Source organism: Bacteroidales bacterium (assembly GCA_013314715.1).
In the GTDB taxonomy this organism is placed as follows: Bacteria; Bacteroidota; Bacteroidia; order Bacteroidales; family GWA2-32-17; genus Ch61.
On the sequence record JABUFC010000005.1, the window covers coordinates 72607 to 89954 of the forward strand.

General features: G+C 32.7%; 14 protein-coding genes, 1 tRNA gene and 1 pseudogene. 10 read left to right on the forward strand and 6 right to left on the reverse strand.

What is annotated here, in order from left to right:
* Window positions 1–41: 41 nt before the first annotated feature.
* From HPY79_02145 to HPY79_02185, 9 genes and pseudogenes are all read left to right on the forward strand, one after another.
* Window positions 42–2207, forward strand: a complete 2166-nt coding sequence (locus HPY79_02145; protein NSW44616.1) for a PD40 domain-containing protein — start codon at window positions 42–44, stop codon at window positions 2205–2207.
* A gap of 3 nt (window positions 2208–2210) precedes the next feature.
* Window positions 2211–2432, forward strand: a pseudogene (locus tag HPY79_02150) (OmpA family protein).
* 3 nt (window positions 2433–2435) lie between these two features.
* A complete protein-coding gene (locus HPY79_02155; protein ID NSW44617.1) occupies window positions 2436–4430 on the forward strand; it encodes a tetratricopeptide repeat protein in 1995 nt (664 codons plus the stop codon).
* Entirely contained in the window at window positions 4423–4641 is a 219-nt protein-coding gene (locus HPY79_02160) for an SH3 domain-containing protein (protein ID NSW44618.1), read from the forward strand. The genes HPY79_02155 and HPY79_02160 overlap by 8 nt, the downstream gene beginning before the upstream one ends.
* Window positions 4580–5206: a C40 family peptidase gene (locus HPY79_02165; GenBank protein NSW44619.1), complete on the forward strand. Its 627-nt coding sequence runs from the start codon at window positions 4580–4582 to the stop codon at window positions 5204–5206. Before HPY79_02160 ends, HPY79_02165 begins: the two co-directional genes overlap by 62 nt.
* On the forward strand, window positions 5199–6461 hold the full coding sequence (locus tag HPY79_02170; GenBank protein NSW44620.1) for an ABC transporter permease: 1263 nt from the start codon (window positions 5199–5201) through the stop codon (window positions 6459–6461). The genes HPY79_02165 and HPY79_02170 overlap by 8 nt, the downstream gene beginning before the upstream one ends.
* 14 nt (window positions 6462–6475) lie before the next feature.
* Window positions 6476–8086, forward strand: coding sequence for a DUF4139 domain-containing protein (locus HPY79_02175; GenBank protein NSW44621.1), 1611 nt, complete (start codon window positions 6476–6478; stop codon window positions 8084–8086).
* 1 nt (window position 8087) lies between these two features.
* Window positions 8088–8864 carry an ABC transporter permease gene (locus tag HPY79_02180; GenBank protein ID NSW44622.1) on the forward strand — a complete coding sequence of 259 codons (777 nt, stop codon included), beginning with the start codon at window positions 8088–8090 and terminating at the stop codon, window positions 8862–8864.
* Window positions 8864–10093 (forward strand): ABC transporter ATP-binding protein, encoded by a 1230-nt coding sequence (locus tag HPY79_02185; GenBank protein ID NSW44623.1) that lies wholly within the window; start codon window positions 8864–8866, stop codon window positions 10091–10093. The genes HPY79_02180 and HPY79_02185 overlap by 1 nt, the downstream gene beginning before the upstream one ends.
* 77 nt (window positions 10094–10170) lie before the next feature.
* Here the strand turns inward: HPY79_02185 and rplS are convergent, their stop codons facing one another.
* The 5 genes from rplS to HPY79_02210 form a co-directional block, all read right to left on the reverse strand.
* Entirely contained in the window at window positions 10171–10551 is a 381-nt protein-coding gene (rplS, locus tag HPY79_02190; protein ID NSW44624.1) for a 50S ribosomal protein L19, read from the reverse strand.
* 93 nt (window positions 10552–10644) lie between these two features.
* A complete protein-coding gene (gene clpX / locus HPY79_02195; GenBank protein ID NSW44625.1) occupies window positions 10645–11877 on the reverse strand; it encodes an ATP-dependent Clp protease ATP-binding subunit ClpX in 1233 nt (410 codons plus the stop codon).
* Window positions 11878–11888: 11 nt separating this feature from the next.
* Complete coding sequence (gene clpP, locus HPY79_02200; protein ID NSW44626.1) at window positions 11889–12557, reverse strand: ATP-dependent Clp endopeptidase proteolytic subunit ClpP; 669 nt, start codon at window positions 12555–12557, stop codon at window positions 11889–11891.
* A 6-nt stretch (window positions 12558–12563) separates the two neighbouring features.
* On the reverse strand, window positions 12564–13910 hold the full coding sequence (locus tag HPY79_02205; GenBank protein ID NSW44627.1) for a hypothetical protein: 1347 nt from the start codon (window positions 13908–13910) through the stop codon (window positions 12564–12566).
* 35 nt (window positions 13911–13945) lie between these two features.
* A tRNA-Leu gene (locus tag HPY79_02210) sits at window positions 13946–14027 on the reverse strand.
* Between the two features lie 220 nt (window positions 14028–14247).
* Between HPY79_02210 and HPY79_02215 the strand changes: the two genes are divergently transcribed.
* Window positions 14248–16386, forward strand: coding sequence for an OmpA family protein (locus HPY79_02215; GenBank protein NSW44628.1), 2139 nt, complete (start codon window positions 14248–14250; stop codon window positions 16384–16386).
* Window positions 16387–17023: 637 nt separating this feature from the next.
* Here HPY79_02215 and HPY79_02220 read toward each other — a convergent pair.
* The coding region (locus HPY79_02220; GenBank protein ID NSW44629.1) for an IS110 family transposase at window positions 17024–17348 on the reverse strand (325 nt) is incomplete at its 5' end.

The window sequence follows — 17348 nt, forward strand, 5'->3', positions numbered from 1 at the left end:
TTCAAACTTTTAATGTATATTTGTCCGTTTAATAGATATTTATGAGGCGTTTTTATACTTTTTTACTGGTTCTAAGTGTTAGTTTATGTAAGCTATTTATTGCGAATGGCCAGGTTGATACTTCGTTGGTTCCTAATGTTATCGATGTAGGACAAGCTCAGTTTAAAGTAGTAGGTGTAGAATGGGCAAACAAAGTAATATCATTTTCGTCTGAATATAGTCCTAAAATTAAAAGCGCAAATCAAGTATTAGGAAAACCTAATGTATTCCCAATTGGAGGAAGTTCACCCTGTGCATGGACTTATGCTAAAAAGGCAAAAAATGGCGATGAATTTATAAGGGTTTCATTTCAAAATGCTATAAAAGTTAAACAAGTTGCTATTTTTGAAAATTATAAGCCAGGTGCTGTAGAAAAAATTACTCTTTATGGAAAAAATCCTGGAGAAGAAAAAGTCGTGTATCAGTCAACTGCCCAATTAGCCAGTGAGTCAAAACGAGTACTCAATATTTTTTTTGAAGAAACAACATTTGAAGTTCAAGAATTAGAATTACGCTTAAACTCCGAAAAAGTATCAGAATTTGAAATTGATGCCATTGGAGTTTCTAATACTACCGATTCAATAAAAGCTCGTATTAATGTACCTGTAAATTTGAAATATCAAGCTGTTAAAGAATCTTTAGGACCTGCCATCAATTCAGAGTTCGACGAAAGAGCTCCCATTATTTCAGCCGATTCAAAAGAAATATTCTTTGTTCGTAAAAATCACCCTCAAAATACTGGTGGAAGTGCCGACGAAGACGATATTTGGTATTCAAAGATATTGGATGGTCAATGGATGCCGGCTGTTAATATTGGTTCACCTCTTAATACTAACGATAATAATTTTGCTCAATCTATAACTCCCGATGGGAATATGATTTTGTTAGCTAATATCTATGTAAAAGAAGGACGCAATGTAACTTTAAAACCAGGTGCTTCGGTTTCATATAAAACCCGAACAGGTTGGAGTTTCCCTGTTGAACAAAAAATTAAAGATTTTAAGAATAATAGTGCATACGTGAATTATTATCTCTCAGCCAATGGAAAATATTTATTAATGGCTATTGAAGGCGACGATTCTTATGGTGGACTTGATTTATATGTTAGCTTCAGAAATGGTGAGAATTCGTGGTCAAAACCCATCAATCTTGGTCCCGACGTAAATACTGCCGCAAATGATTATAGCCCATTTTTGGCAGCCGATGGCATTACTTTATATTATTCTACATCAGGATTAAGTGGTTACGGCAAAGAAGATATTTTTGTTACTCGGCGACTTGATGATACATGGATGCACTGGTCAGAACCCATGAACATGGGAAAACCTATTAACTCACCCGAATCCGATTCTAAATTTTCAATCCCAGCATCAGGGAGTTATGCCTATTTTTCATCAAAAGAAGGTTCTGTTGGCTTATACGACATTTTCAGAATCCTTTTACCCGATACAGCAAAACCTCAAGCAGTCGCACTTTTAAAAGGAAGCGTAATGGATATGACTACCAAAGAACCCATAGGAGGAGCTATTATTATATATAAAAATTATCCCGACGAAGCCATTGTAATTAAAGAAATTAGCGATTCTTTAACCGGGAAATTCAGTGTTTATTTGCCTGTTGGTAATAAATATACTGCGGTTATTAAGGCCAATGGTTATATCGATGGAAAACAATCGCTCGATTTAACCTCCATCTATAACTTTACTATTATTGAACAACAACCTATATTGATGGTCAAAAAATCGGCTTTTAAAACCATTAAAGGAAAACTGAACGATAAATTAACCGATAAATCGATTGCTGGTGCTAAAGTAGCATTAGTGGCCGATTCTGCTTCGGGGAAAATTATAGCAGTTACATATGCCAACGATAAAGGCGAATTTGAATTTAAACTCGAAAATTTTGACGAAAACGAAAAAGTATTACTTTTGGTTGAGCAAGATAATTATCAACAAAAAGTTATTGAATTGGGCGACATTTCTAATGAAACCGAAATTCCACTTGATCTTAATTTAGATCCAGTTATTAAAAAAGATAAAGTTATTGAATTTCATAATATATACTTCGATTACGGTAAGGCTACTTTAAGAGAAGAATCAAAAGAGGTATTAGATAGAATTGTAGCAGTTATGAACGAAAATCCAACACTAGAAATTGAACTTAGCTGACATACCGATAGTAAATCGAGTGATGATTTTAATAATAAGCTTTCACAACAAAGAGCGGATGCTGCTAAAGAATATATCGTATCTAAAGGTATTGCCGAATCAAGAATTGTTGCAAAAGGATATGGCGAAAAACGCCTTTTAAATAAATGTAAAGATAATGTACCTTGCTCAGAAGAAGAGCATGCTATAAATAGAAGAATTGAAGTTAAAATTTTAAAAATGTAATTTATGAATCGTATTGCTTTTTTATGGATATTGATTTGTTCTTTTTTTCTTACACCTATTGTTGCACAAAACATACCCGATAGCCTTGAATCAAAACTATCGGGTAAATCACCAAAAGAGCAAGTAGCATATTTAACCAAAATTGCCAATAGTATATTGAAATCGAATTCAAATGCTGCTTTTGAATTAGCTAAAACAGCCAATAGTATTGCAGTTAAAAATAACGATCGAAATGGCGAATATCAATCGGCTGTAATTGCCGGAAAAGCAGCTCGTTATGCTGGCAAAGCAAGCGAAAGTATAGTATATTTGAATAATGCTATTAATATTGTTTCGCAAACTAACAATAAACAAACCTTAGCAGCTATATATAATGAATTAGGCTTATCGTGTCGCGATGCCAAAAAATATAACGATGCCATAAATGCCTATAATAAAAGTATTCCAATATATGAAGAACTGGGCGATACCAAAAATGCTTATTTAACTACTAATAATTTGGGAGCAATATATGTTAAATCTGGCCAAGCTAAACAAGCCATCGATATTTTTTTGAAAGCTAAATCCCTTGCTGAGAAAATGGGCGATAAAAAAGAAATAGCTTCAGCTACCTACCAATTAGGAGTTGCTTATGCAAATTATGGTAATAATAATGAAGCTCAGAAATTTTTTAATGCTGCCAAAGAAATGGCTCAATCACTCAATTTGTCCGCATTATTAGCCTCTATTGAACAAAGTATATCCGCTTTACAAGAAAATTTAGCTCATAAAACCAAGACTACCTATGAACAAGAACAAGAGCAAGAAAAAGAAAAAATGGTAACTATGCTACAAAGCCAATATCAAGAAGCACAGTTGCAAAATTTAAAATCGTTCGAAGAAATCGAAAAACTTAGTATTGAAAATCAAGCTAAAGAATACAAATTAAGGGCTATTCAGGGAGAAATTGAAAAACAAAAACTCGAAAATCAACTAAAAGAACAAAGTTTAAAAGTTTTAGAAGCTGAAAAAAAACAACAAGAAGCTGAAATAACCAAGAAAAACGAAGCTATAGCATACCAAAAGAAGGTATTATTTATTATTGGATTTGCATTAGCAGTTGTTATTATTTTGTTAATTTTTATTGTACGTTTATACATAGTAAATAAAAGAACGTTAAAGTTAGTTCGTGAACAAAAATTGCAAATTGAAAAACAAAAAGATGAAATAGAAATTATTAATAAAGAATTAACCCATCAAAACACGATTATTCGAGAAAGTATCGATTATGCTAAACACATACAATTTGCTATGTTACCGAACCCAGCCATTATTTCACAAGTATTTCCAAACTTTTTTGTGTTTTTTAAACCCCGTGATGTTGTAAGTGGCGATTTTTATTGGTTTCATAAAGCCAATGACAAAGCTATTTTGGCAACTATTGATTGTACAGGACATGGAGTACCAGGTGCTTTCATGAGTTTAATTGCTAATTCAATGTTAAGTAAAATTGTTAAAGAAAAACAAATTTTCGATCCCGCTATTATTCTAGAAAACTTGAATATCGAAGTACTAGAGGCAATGTCGCAAAGTGGCGACGATTTAGATAATGGAATGGATATTACGGTTTGCACTTTAAATGAATCTGCTCAATTTATTGAAATAGCAATGGCGGGTCATTCTTGTGTTATTATTAATAATGGCGAATTGACTGAGTTAGACGGTAAGGATTTTTCGATTGGAGGTGTATTTGCAAGCCCCGATTCCAAATATGAAAAACATCAATTACAACTCCAAAAAGGCATGAGTTGCTATTTTTATAGTGATGGCTTTGCCGATCAAATTGGAGGCAACGATAAAAAGAAATTAGGACAGAAAGTATTAAACGAAATAATGATTAAAGCTAATGCATTAGAAGCCAATAAGCGTAGAGAATTTTTTGAACAATCGCTAAATGATTGGAAAGGTGATTTAAAACAAGTCGACGATATTATAATATTAGGCTTTAGCTATGTTTAAATACGCCATTATTACCATTGCTTGTTTACCATTACGCCATGAACCATCCGAAAAAAGCGAAATGGAAACGCAACTATTATTTGGTGAAGTTGTTGAAATTATTGAAACAACAGGCAATTGGTCAAAAATTAAAAACTTATTCGACCATTATGAAGGATGGGTTGATAATAAAAACTTTTTATATCTCGATGAAAAAAAACGCTTGGGATAACTCTAAATCTTACGCGATTAATAATGTTTTAATTAATTGGGCAGAAAATTCAAAAAACGAAAAAATAATTATACCGGCAGGAGCTAATTTACCTAATTTTAATTTATCAAACAATACATTTGTTATTAAAGATGAAGTATTTAAGCTTCAAAAACCAATAACATTATATGAACCTACCCGTAATAATATTATACTACTTGCCAACGAATTTTTAAATTGTCCTTATTTATGGGGTGGTAAAACAGCCTTAGGTATCGACTGTTCGGGTTTAACTCAGGTTGTATATAAAATAATAGGAATTCAATTGCCACGAAATGCCTATCAACAAGCAGAATCAGGTAAATTAGTCTCGTTTATAGAAGAAGCAAAGCCGGGCGATTTGATGTTTTTTGATAATGCCGAAGGTAAAATAATTCATGTGGGGATTTATTTAGGAAACCATAAAATTATTCACGCATCAGGAAAAGTTCGTATCGATTCTATTGATAATCATGGTATTTATAAGGAAGAAGCAAAAAGATATTCGCACACACTTCGAATAATAAAACGGATTTTAAATGATTAAACGCCTAAGATATATTGCACATTTTTACTCCGAATCGTTGTATTTTGCTTATCAAGCTCTTAAACTAAATAAAGTCCGTGCGTTTTTATCGTTAATAGGTATTACTATTGGTATTTTTTCAATTATATCGGTTTTTGCTGTACTCGATAGTTTAAAAAGTTCTATACATTCTTCTATAGAATCGTTGGGAAATAATATTGTTTATATTCAAAAATGGCCATGGGAATTTAGTAACGATTATCCTTGGTGGAAGTATTTAAGCCGTCCTGTAGTTTCAGTAGAAGAAGCTAACGAAATTGCTAACAGGAGCTTAAAAGCATCTTCGGTTGTGTTTATGGCTAATTCGGTTAAAAATGTTGAAGTTAATAAAATAGAAGTAAAAGATGTACCTATTATAATAGCCGATTACGAATTTGATAAAGTTCGCTCATTTGAAATTGATAAAGGAAGATATTTTACACCAAACGAATCAAAAAGTGGTGTTAAAAAAGCTATTATTGGAGCAACTTTGGCATCGATACTATTTAAAAACGAAAGCCCAATAGGAAATAACATTCAGCTAATGGGAATTAAATTTAATGTGGTTGGGGTTTTTAAGAAAGAAGGAAATTCAATCTTCGATCAGAGCTTAGATAATGTAGTACTTTTGCCTTTAAACGCTTGCCATAATTATTTCGACTTTCGCGACGAAATGATGAACCCTACTATTATTGTTAAAGCATACGAAGGAATTTCACTCGACCAACTTAGTTACGAATTGAAATCAATTATGCGTTCTATACGACGAATACGACCAGCAGACGAAGATAATTTTGCTATAAATCAAGCAAGTGCCATCACTAAAGGATTTAACGATTTATTTGGTGTTGTAGATATAGCTGGCATAGTTATTGGTGGCTTTTCTATTTTAGTAGGTGGTTTTGGAATTGCTAATATTATGTTTGTATCAGTTAAAGAAAGAACTAAGTTAATTGGTATTCAAAAGGCTATTGGAGCTAAAAATGCTTTTATTTTATTACAATTTCTAAACGAATCTGTTTTATTATCGTTACTTGGTGGTATATTAGGATTAGTATTAGTTCTTATTGCAATATTCTATGCTGAAAAAATTATTGATATGAATTTGACATTAAGCTTTAAAAATATTATTACGGGCCTAAGCATCTCGGCTATTATTGGTATCTTATCTGGCTATGCACCTGCTCGTGTAGCAGCTAAAATGAACCCTGTTGAAGCAATTAATTCTAACTTTTAAAAAATATACGAATTATGAAAACAAGCATTTTTTTTATATTTGTAGTTGTTGGCATACAAGCCTTTTCACAAAAAAGTATTTTACCATTAAAAACAACTTTAAAAAACGTAACCGTTTTTCTGAATGGTGCTCAAATAGAACGAATGGGAACTATATCCATTCCTGAAGGTAATAGCATGGTAGTTGTAACAGGTTTACCTATTGATGTTAATCCTCAAACAGTTCAGGTAAGCGGGAAAGGTAATTTTAGTATTTTATCGGTTTCGCATTCTACTAATTATTTAGTGGAGCAACAAAAACCTAAAGAAATAATGGTATTAGAAGATTCACTGCAACGTATGCGTGAGCTTATAAATGATAAAAATGCAGTATTATCTGTTTACAACCAAGAAGAAGCAATGATTATTGCTAACAAACAATTGGGGGGACAAAACAACGGAGTGAGTGTTGCCGCATTAAAAGAAGCTAGCGATTTTTTTAGAGTACGTTTGCTCGATATTAAAACAAAACAACTTCAAACTCAGCGACAAATCAACGATATTCAGAAAAAAATAACCAAAATAGAGAGTCAACTCAATGAGCGAAACGCAAAAATGAATCAACCAACCAGCGAAGTTCTAATTTCAGTATGGGCTTCGGCACAAACTCAAGCTCAGTTTCAGGTTAGTTATGTAACTTCGTCAGCATCGTGGTATCCTCTTTACGATTTAAAAGTGAAAAATATCAACAGCCCTATCCAGCTTACCTATAAAGCAAATGTTGAACAACGTACCGGCGAAGATTGGAATAATATAAAGATGACGCTATCTACAGCCAACCCATTTAGTCAAGGCTCAAAACCCGAGTTTGCTCCTTGGTATTTGTCGTTTTATCAACCCTATCGATATGAATATGATGAAAGAGCTGTTAAGTCAAAAGCTCCGGCTGCCGCAATGAACGAAGAGAGCAAGTCGTTGGAGCAATTAGCTGATATGCCCGCAACTACTGGAGCACATTATACTACTCAGCAAACCAATATGACTACGGCAGAGTTTATTATTGATAAACCCTACGATATTCCATCGGGTGGGCAAGGCGTAACAGTTGAAATGACTATTACCGAAATGAACGCTAATTATGAGTATTATGCTTATCCTAAAGCCAATCCTTACGCTTATTTATTGGCTAAAGTTACGGGTTTTGAATCGTTAAATATGTTACCTGGCGATATGCATTTGTTCTTTGAAAACACTTATGTTGGAAAATCAAATTACAATGGAGTGGTGGTAACCGATACCGTTGACTTTTCACTTGGTCAAGATAAAGGAATTTCGATAAAGCGTGAAAAAATGAAAGATTTTTCGAGCAAAAAGATTATTGGAACGAACCAACGTCAAAGCATTGGATTCCAAATTACGGTTCGTAATAATAAGAACATTCCGGTTTCGATAAATTTATTGGAGCAATTACCGCTTTCAACTAATAAAGATATTGAAATCGAGAAAATTGAGTTGAGCAATGGGCTGGTAAATGATATAACCGGAGCTGTTTTGTGGAAATTACAATTAAAACCTGGCGAATCAAAACAAATAAAGTTTGTTTATGCCGTTAAATACCCCAAAGACAAAACCATTATTTTGGAATAAAATGTTTAAACCATTCTTCGATAAAGATTTCTGGGACTTAGTTAAGGTATTTGTTTGGCGAGAGCTAAAAATAAAATATGCTCAAACTTATTTGGGACTATTTTGGATGTTTTTCCCTCCGCTTATGGCATTGTTAGTAGTTTCGTTTTTTTTTGGTAATTTAATGAAAGTTAGCAACGAAATTCCGAATTACACCCTTTTTGCTTATTCTGGAATGTTAGGATGGTTTTATTTTTCGTACATTATTTCATATTCAAGTGTTTCATTAATACAAAATCAGGAAATTATTCAAAAAACAGCTATTCCTCGAATAGTATTTCCTCTTTCAAAAGCCTTAACAGGAATGATCGATTTAGCTATTTGGTTTTTAGTGGCTATTGTGCTAATGTATTTTTTTCATATTAAAATTGGTTTATCACTAATTTTTTTACCATTGGTTTTGTTTCTTAATTTTGTTGCCGGCTTTTCGATAGGAATATGGGTAACAGCTTTTTCTATTAGTTGGCGAGATATTTATCAGTTGGTTCCTTACATTATCGGGTTTACCATGTTGGTTACTCCTGTTTTTTATCATATGAACATGGTACCCGAACATTTAAAAATATTTCTCTACCTAAATCCAATAGCAGGTGTTATTGAGTTGTACCGCTATTTGTTTTTACATATTCCATTTCACAATACAAATTTTTTATGGGGGCTAGCATTCTCTTTCGTAATGCTTATAGGAGGAATTCTATATTTTCATAAGCAAGAATCTATAATGGCCGAAAAAATATAATGAGCGAAAAAGTTATCGAAATAGAACACCTAAGCAAACTTTTTAAAAAACGCGAAGAAACTACAGGTATTGCTACCGATTCGGGACAATATATAACGGCTTTAGATGATATAAGTTTTTCTGTAACTAAGGGTGAATCGGTTGGGTTAATTGGACGGAATGGGAGTGGAAAATCAACTTTATTGAAAATTCTTTCGGGCGTTTATCCGCCAACAAAAGGGCATTATACCATAAATGGGAAAATAATTCCACTATTAGAATCGGGTTTAGGTTTTCATAAAGATTTAAGCGGCTACGATAATATTTTGATTTTTGGCAGAATATTAGGGCTGTCCATGAAAGAAATAAAAAGCAAAATGGACGAAATCGTCGAATTTGCAGAGATAAGCCATTTTATTTATATGCCCATAAAACATTATTCAAATGGCATGATTTCGCGTTTATCGTTTTCAATTGTGCCATTTCTGAAAGGAGATATTTTACTTGTAGATGAGATATTAGCTTTTGGCGATTTAAGTTTTCAGCAAAAAGCATTGCAATATTTAAAGTCATTACATAGTAAGGGAAATACTTATTTAATTGTATCGCATCATATCAATAGTCTTATCACTTTATGCAATCGCTTTGTGGTATTGCAAAATGGTAAATATGTGAATGACGGACCTCCATTGAAAATATTACCTGAATATTACGAAGAATTACTTCTATCAAAGGCTGAGCATCGAAATACATGGGTTAGAAATAATATTTTGGAGCGGAATGTTATTCATTTTGATGTACCTTTTGAAATGGATGGGATAAGTGTTAACAACGTTAAGATAATGCCCTCAAATGATGGGAATAACGAATTTAGTTCACATGAGACTTTGGTGATTGAATTTTCTATTCGCACCGCTTCTACGCATCATGAAATAGATATTGGCATAATTGCACGTGATATTATGCAAAATCTTATATTTTCAATATCTGCCGGACAAAATAATATTCGATTACCTTCATCGGGATTGGAGGCTAAACTTTATTTGAAAATTCCTTTGAACTTATTGAATGCCGGAGTGTTTTTTATTCATCCCTTTATGTTACATCTAACAACCAAAGAATATCGATTATCTGAAAAATCGTTAGCTTTTAGAATTAAAAATACCGAAGATTTTAATATTAACGAAACGATTCGTCTTTTATCGCTTATGGGCTCGGTGAAAATTCCTGTTGAGTGGGAAGTGAAGTAGTGAAAGTCGCATAAAAAAGAGGCTGACTCGTTTTGAGACAGCCTCTTTTTTAATTTTTATTATTTTTTTTTAAAGAGTTAATCTTTAGTTTCTGTATTTTCTTCTACAATAAATAATTTCTTTTCTTTAATACGAGCTTTTTTACCGGTTAATCCACGTAAGTAGAATAAACGAGCTCTGCGAACTTTACCACGTTTATTTATTTCAATGCTTTCAATAAAAGGTGAGTTCATGGGGAAAATACGTTCTACACCTACGCCATTTGATATTTTACGAACGGTAAATGAAGCACCTGCACCTATGCCACGTTTTTGAATTACAACGCCTCTAAAACTCTGAATACGTTCTTTGTTTCCTTCTTTAATTTTATAATTAATAGTGATGGTGTCGCCACTTTTAAATGCTGGAAGTTCTCTTGAGGGCGAAAGTTCGTTTTCAACTAATTTAATTAAGTCCATTTCTTTAATAATTTGATTGTTTACCTTTGGCTAAAAAATCGGAGTGCAAATTTACAAAAAAAAATAATACTAATTACATTTTTTGTAAAAAAATTATACTGCCGATTGAAGTTTATTTAATACACCTTGAGTTAGCTTTTCTTCACAATAAAATTGATCGATGGTAAGTGTTTTAATTTTTAATGATGGGGCATCAAACATGATATCGCGCATAATAGCTTCGCAAATAGAACGTAAACCACGAGCACCTAGTTTATATTCTACTGCTTTATCGACAATAAAATCTAAAGCACCTTCAGTAAACTGTAGATCTATGCCGTCAATTTTAAGCAAATGAATATATTGTTTAATTAATGCGTTTTTAGGCTCTGTTAATATTTTACGCAATATTTCTTTACTTAGGGGCTGTAAATAGGTAAGTACAGGCAAACGACCTATTAATTCTGGGATGAGTCCATAAGCTTTTAAGTCTTGAGGAGCAATGTATTGAAGCATATTTTGGCGGTCAATTTTTTCATTTTCTTTGCTGGCTTTAAAACCAACCATTCTAGTATTAAGGCGTTGGCTAATTTTTTTCTCAATTCCATCAAATGCGCCGCCGCATATAAACAAAATATTTTGTGTGTCAACTTCAATAAATCGCTGTTCGGGGTGTTTTCTTCCTCCTTGTGGTGGTACATTCACTTTTGAACCTTCGAGCAATTTAAGCATTCCTTGTTGAACTCCTTCGCCCGATACATCGCGTGTTATACTTGGGTTATCGCCTTTGCGAGCAATTTTATCAATTTCGTCAATAAAAACGATGCCCATTTCGGCCCGCTTAACATCGTAGTCGGCAACCTGTAATAATCTCGACAAAATGCTTTCAACATCTTCGCCTACATAACCGGCTTCGGTAAAAACGGTAGCATTAACTATGGTAAAAGGTACATCAAGCATTTTAGCTATTGTTCGGGCAAGGAGAGTTTTACCTGTTCCGGTTTCGCCAACCATTATAATATTCGATTTTTCAATTTCAATTTCATTGTTCGATTTTGATTGTTTGAAAACTCTCTTGTAATGATTGTAAACAGCTACGGCTAATGTTTTTTTAGCTTCATCTTGACCAATTACATATTGGTTAAGGAATTCGTATATTTGTTGAGGTTTTAAGAGTTTTTGTTTGCTCGTAGAAGGACGAGTTGTTTTTTCTTCTTTAGATAAAGTTTGGAGTATGTCGTGTGCATGTTCTATGCAATCTGTGCAGATATATCCATCTATACCTTGCATGAGCATAGGAACATTATTTTCTGCTCTACCGCAGAAATTACAGTGTTTGCCTTTCATGTAAAATTAAATTATTTTTTTTCTCTAATGAGTACCTCGTCTATGAGTCCATATTCTTTTGCTTCACTAGCCGTCATCCAATAATCTCTTTCGCTATCGGCTGCAATTTTTTCATAAGGCTGTCCACTATGATAAGCGAGTATGTCGTACAATTCTTTACGAAGTTTAAGTATTTCGCGTGCAGTAATCTCTATTTCAGTAGCTTGGCCTTCGGCGGCACCCATAGGCTGGTGTATCATAACACGACTATGGGTAAGGGCTGAACGTTTACCTTTGGCACCGGCGGTGAGCAAAACTGCGCCCATCGATGCAGCAATACCGGTACAAATGGTGGCAATGTCTGCATTGATATATTGCATGGTGTCGTAAATGCCTAAACCAGCATAAACCGAGCCACCGGGAGTGTTAAAATATATTTGTATATCTTTACTTGGGTCGGTACTTTCTAAAAATAAAAGTTGAGCTTGAATAATGTTTGAAACATCATCGTCGATAGGTGTTCCTAAAAAAATAATTCGATCCATCATTAGACGTGAAAAAACGTCCATAGTAGCAATATTGAGCTGACGTTCTTCAATAATGGTTGGGCTAATATAGCTACTAGTAATGGATGTATATTTATGGAGTGTGTTGCTGCTAATACCTCTATGTTTTACAGCATATTTAATGAATTCGCTCATAAAATGTTATTTTTTATCTTCTTTTACTTTTTTTATAAAATCTTCGAGTGTGATTTCTTTTTCTTCCAAAGTTACTAAAGATTTTACAATTTCGATAATTTTTTCATCTAATTTCATTTCAAAAATTCTATCGGCTTCTTTTTGGTTTTCTAAAACTTTTGGGGCAAGTTGATTGAGGTATTCGTCGGGTAATTGATAAAGCCCGTATTGACGAAATTGATTAATAACTATTTTTTTAGCTCCTTCGAGCATATCTTCGTTAGTGATTTCTATTTTATATTCTTTTTGGAGGTGAGCATATATAAGTTGTTCTTTTACAGCATTTAAGTAAAACGGAAATTCTTTTTCTAAAATTTCGTCTGTTATTTTTTCTTTTGCGTTTTGTAAGAGTTGTTTTTTTAGAAATTCTTCGGGTAAATCAATTTGTGTTTTTGATAGTAGTTTGTTTTTTAAATCGGCATGGAGCTTATATTCGCTTTCAATCTTTCGTTGTTCTTCAATTTCCTTTGTTATTTTTTCTATAAACTGTTCGTAGGTAGTTACAACATCTTTACCGTAAATTTTATCCCAAAGTTCTTGGTTGAATTCAGCTTCTTTAAAATCGGTGATTTTTTTAATTTCTATTGAGAGTTTAAGATTTTCTGCTAATTCTTCTTCTTTAAGTTTAAGTAAAAGTGCTAAGTCTTTTTTATTGGTAAATGTTTTTGAAGCATCGAAAGAAACAATATCGCCAACTTTTTTCCCAATAAAAGACTTTTTAATTTTTTCGTTTTGAATCATTGAAACTAAAATAGCTCCTTGTTCGTTAAAAACGTGTTCGGGGTTGTCTTTTTCAAAAATTTTACCTTCGATCGATGAGTTTTCTCCAACTTCTGCTGAATCGACTTGTTGACCATAAGTTCTTTTGTAATAGTTGAGGTATTCGTTAATGCTATCTTGATCAACAGTAATTTTATAAAAAGGAACCTTATCTTTTTTACTGAGTTTTATATTTATTTCAGGTTTAATTCCATATTCAAAAGTTACTTTAAAGGTTGGATTTTCGTCTTCGGAAATAGAATTAAAATTTGATTCGGTAACAATGGGAGTTCCAAGTACATCTAAGTTATTTTCTTTTAAGTGTTCAGAAATTTTTTCTTGAATTATTTTTTCAACCTCATCTACTAAAACACTTTTTCGGTAAAGCTTTGAAACAATTGGCATAGGCACATTGCCAGGTCTAAAGCCTTTAATTTGAACTTGTTTTCTTAGATTTTTAAGTGATTTTTCAACATTTTCTTGATAGTCATTTTTTTCAATGATAATGGTTACAGCTTCATGTAAGTTGCCGATTTCTTTTTTTTCAACGTTCATACATTTATTTTAATTGAGATTGATACAAAAAAAAGTGCGGGTGAAGGGACTCGAACCCCCACGCCTTGCGGCACCAGATCCTAAGTCTGACGCGTCTGCCAGTTCCGCCACACCCGCTTTTTTATGAGCCACAAAAATACAAATAATTTTTGACTACCCCAAATATATTTTATTATTTTCTGTGTTCAACTCAAAAAGTTAATTTAAATAAGACTAATGATAAAAATATATAACAGTAAATCAAAATATTATATAAGTAATTTAAAAAAAAAGCATTAAATATTTTGTAAATAATCAATACTTATTTATTTTTGAAGTTAATTTTGAAACTAATGCTATGAAAAGAATATTATTTAGTTTATTGTTGATTGTTAGTACTTTAAGTGTGTATTCTCAGCAAGAAGTAGAGGTTATAAATCAAACCAAAAAGAATGAGCTTGACAGTAATATAGTTAAATGGAAGGCTGCTTTAATTAAAGATTCTATTTTACAGGCACAAAAATCGAAAGTCATTAATATATATTGGGCAGATAAAGTGGTCGCCTTTTCTTCGCAGTATTCTAAAACCGATAGGGCCGCATATCAGGCATTAGGAGCTCCCAATGTGCTTCCAACCGGAGGAGATGCTTATACTAATTGGTGTACTAAAGAAAAAGATGGAAAAGAAATAGATCAGAATGCTTTTATTCGTGTTGGTTACAAAAATCCTGCTCGTATTCAACAGGTGGCTATAGCCGAGGGTTCTAACCCTGGTGCTATAACGAAAGTTACTTTATTTGGAGCCAATGGCGAAAAACAAGTTGTTTACGAACAGCCTGCTAAAAATTTAGGATTAAAATGTAGAATGTTGAATATAATATTACCTCAACCTACTGAATTTTACGTTTCTGAAGTTGAAGTTCGACTTGATCCTATTGCCGTTATCGGACGCAATGGAATTGATGCTATTGGTATATCTGATAGTAAAGATACCATTAAATGGAGCATAAATTTAGTTCCTAATCTCGAATTTACATCTAAACCCGAAAATCTTGGCGAAGCCATAAATTCTATTTATGATGAAGTAGCTCCTATGATTTCACCCGATGGGCGTACTATTTTCTTTGTACGAAAATTTCATCCCGAAAATGCAGGTGGTATTAACGATGAAGATGATATTTGGTATTCAGTTAGAGATGAAAATGGACATTGGACACCAGCAAAAAATATTGGATTACCTTTAAACAATAAATATAATAATTATGTTCAGTCTATTACACCCGACGGTAACCAATTATTGCTCGCCAATATATATAATAAAGATGGATCTACAGCTCCAGGTGCTTCGCTTACATATAAAACAAGACAAGGTTGGGCATTCCCAGAAAAACAAAATATTGATGACTTTATAAATCTTAGTCCTTTTGCAAATTATTATTTATCGAACGACGGTCAGTTTTTAATAATGGCTCTCGAACGTAAGGATTCTTATGGTGAATTAGATTTATACGTTAGCTTCAGAAAAGGAGATAATCGATGGTCAAAACCCCTTAATTTAGGTCCAATTATAAATACGAGTGTAAACGATTATTCTCCATTTTTGGCTGCCGATGGAGTTACATTATATTATTCAACATCTGGAAAATCGGGGTATGGCAAAGAAGATATCTTTGTAACTACTCGCCTCGATGATACATGGCAAAATTGGACAGAACCTCAAAATTTAGGACCTATATTAAATAGTTCAGAATCAGATACAAAATATAATATTCCTGCATCAGGCGAATACGCATATTTTTCTTCTACTAATAAATCCATGGGTAAGAACGATATTTTTAGAATTAAATTACCATCGAAGGTTAAACCCAAACCGGTAGTTTTAATTTCGGGTAAAGTACTCAATGAAAAAACAAATAAACCTATCGACGCACGTATTATTGTAGAAGAATTACCTGGCGGTAAAGAAGTAGCAGTGGCACGTACCGACCCCAACACCGGTGAATTTAAAATTATTTTACCTGCTGGTAAAAAGTATGGTTTTCGTGCTATAGGCTTAGGTTTCTTTGATGTAAATAAAAATATAGACTTAACCGATATTACTGAATATACTGAAATTGAAGATGAAATGCTTAGACTTTCGCCTATAGAAGTAGGTTCGGTTGTACGATTAAACAATATTTTCTTTGAATTTGCAAAAGCTGTATTGCTCCCAGAATCTTATCCAGAACTTGATAGAACTGCTGAATTCTTAAAAAATAATCCTACAATAGAAATCGAAATCGGCGGACATACAGACGATATCGGTTCTGATGTTACTAACCAGAAGCTTTCTGAAAAACGAGCACGTGCGGTTGCCGATTATCTTATTAGCAAAGGTGTTGATGCTAAACGTATGACAGTTGTTGGTTATGGCGAATCGCGTCCTATTGCTTTTAATACTGACGAAGAAGGTCGTGCTATGAACCGCCGCGTTGAATTTAAAGTGATGAAAAAATAAAATTATTAAGAATAATCTTATTTAAAAGCTATTCTAAATTTGAGGATAGCTTTTTTTATTTAATTTAAAATTTCTATAAAAATTAACCCTTGTGTTTTAAAAAATAATTAACCAAAATAATTATTAGATGAGAATTTTGCAAAACTAAAATAAAACAACAGTATTCGTTAATGCGATTAAAAATCAATTTTTTTTACAATAATTTATAGATTACTTCTCTACGTTCGTAATGATGAAAAAGGAGTTTTGCAAAGGTTTCTTTTTGGGCATTTTTAACCAAAGTAGGATGAATAAACAAATTCAATCAGGCTAATAAAAATAGTAATATTGAGCCTTTTGCAAAACTAAAAAACGTACTCGTTTATTGTGATAAAAATTTCAAACTTATTTTAATTATTTGTATTTCTTTTTATCTATTACATTAGAACAATCTAAATGAAAAAAAAGCAATGTGCAAATCTCACGTCATGGCAAGCAAACGTATCCCCTAACTGTCATTGCGATTCTTCTCTTAAAAAAGAGAAGAAGAAGCAATTTCCACCACACACACACATATCACAATGGTAACGAGCATCAGTAAGATTGCTTCTCCCTATTTCTCGGGATCAAAACACCATGCCAACCCTTCATTCGTATTCTAAGACATAACCAAATTTTTTTGATAAAAATTTTGTAAAAAAATTGAAACGTATGGCGTTTGTCTTTTAATTACAGCGAATAATCTTGCTACCAATTTACAAGCAATAGCGTTAATAACAGAATTATGTTCTTTTCCTTGACTTATTTTTATAGTATAATAAGTCTTAATTTCTGTATCATATCGAGCAGCAGCGTAAGCACCGTTATATAATAATGTTTTTAATTTTTTGTTTGCCAGGTTACTTACTTTAGATTTTCCGTTAATAGATGTTCCTGATTTTTTCTCAAATGGAGCAATTCCAACGTAGCAATTAAATTTTCTT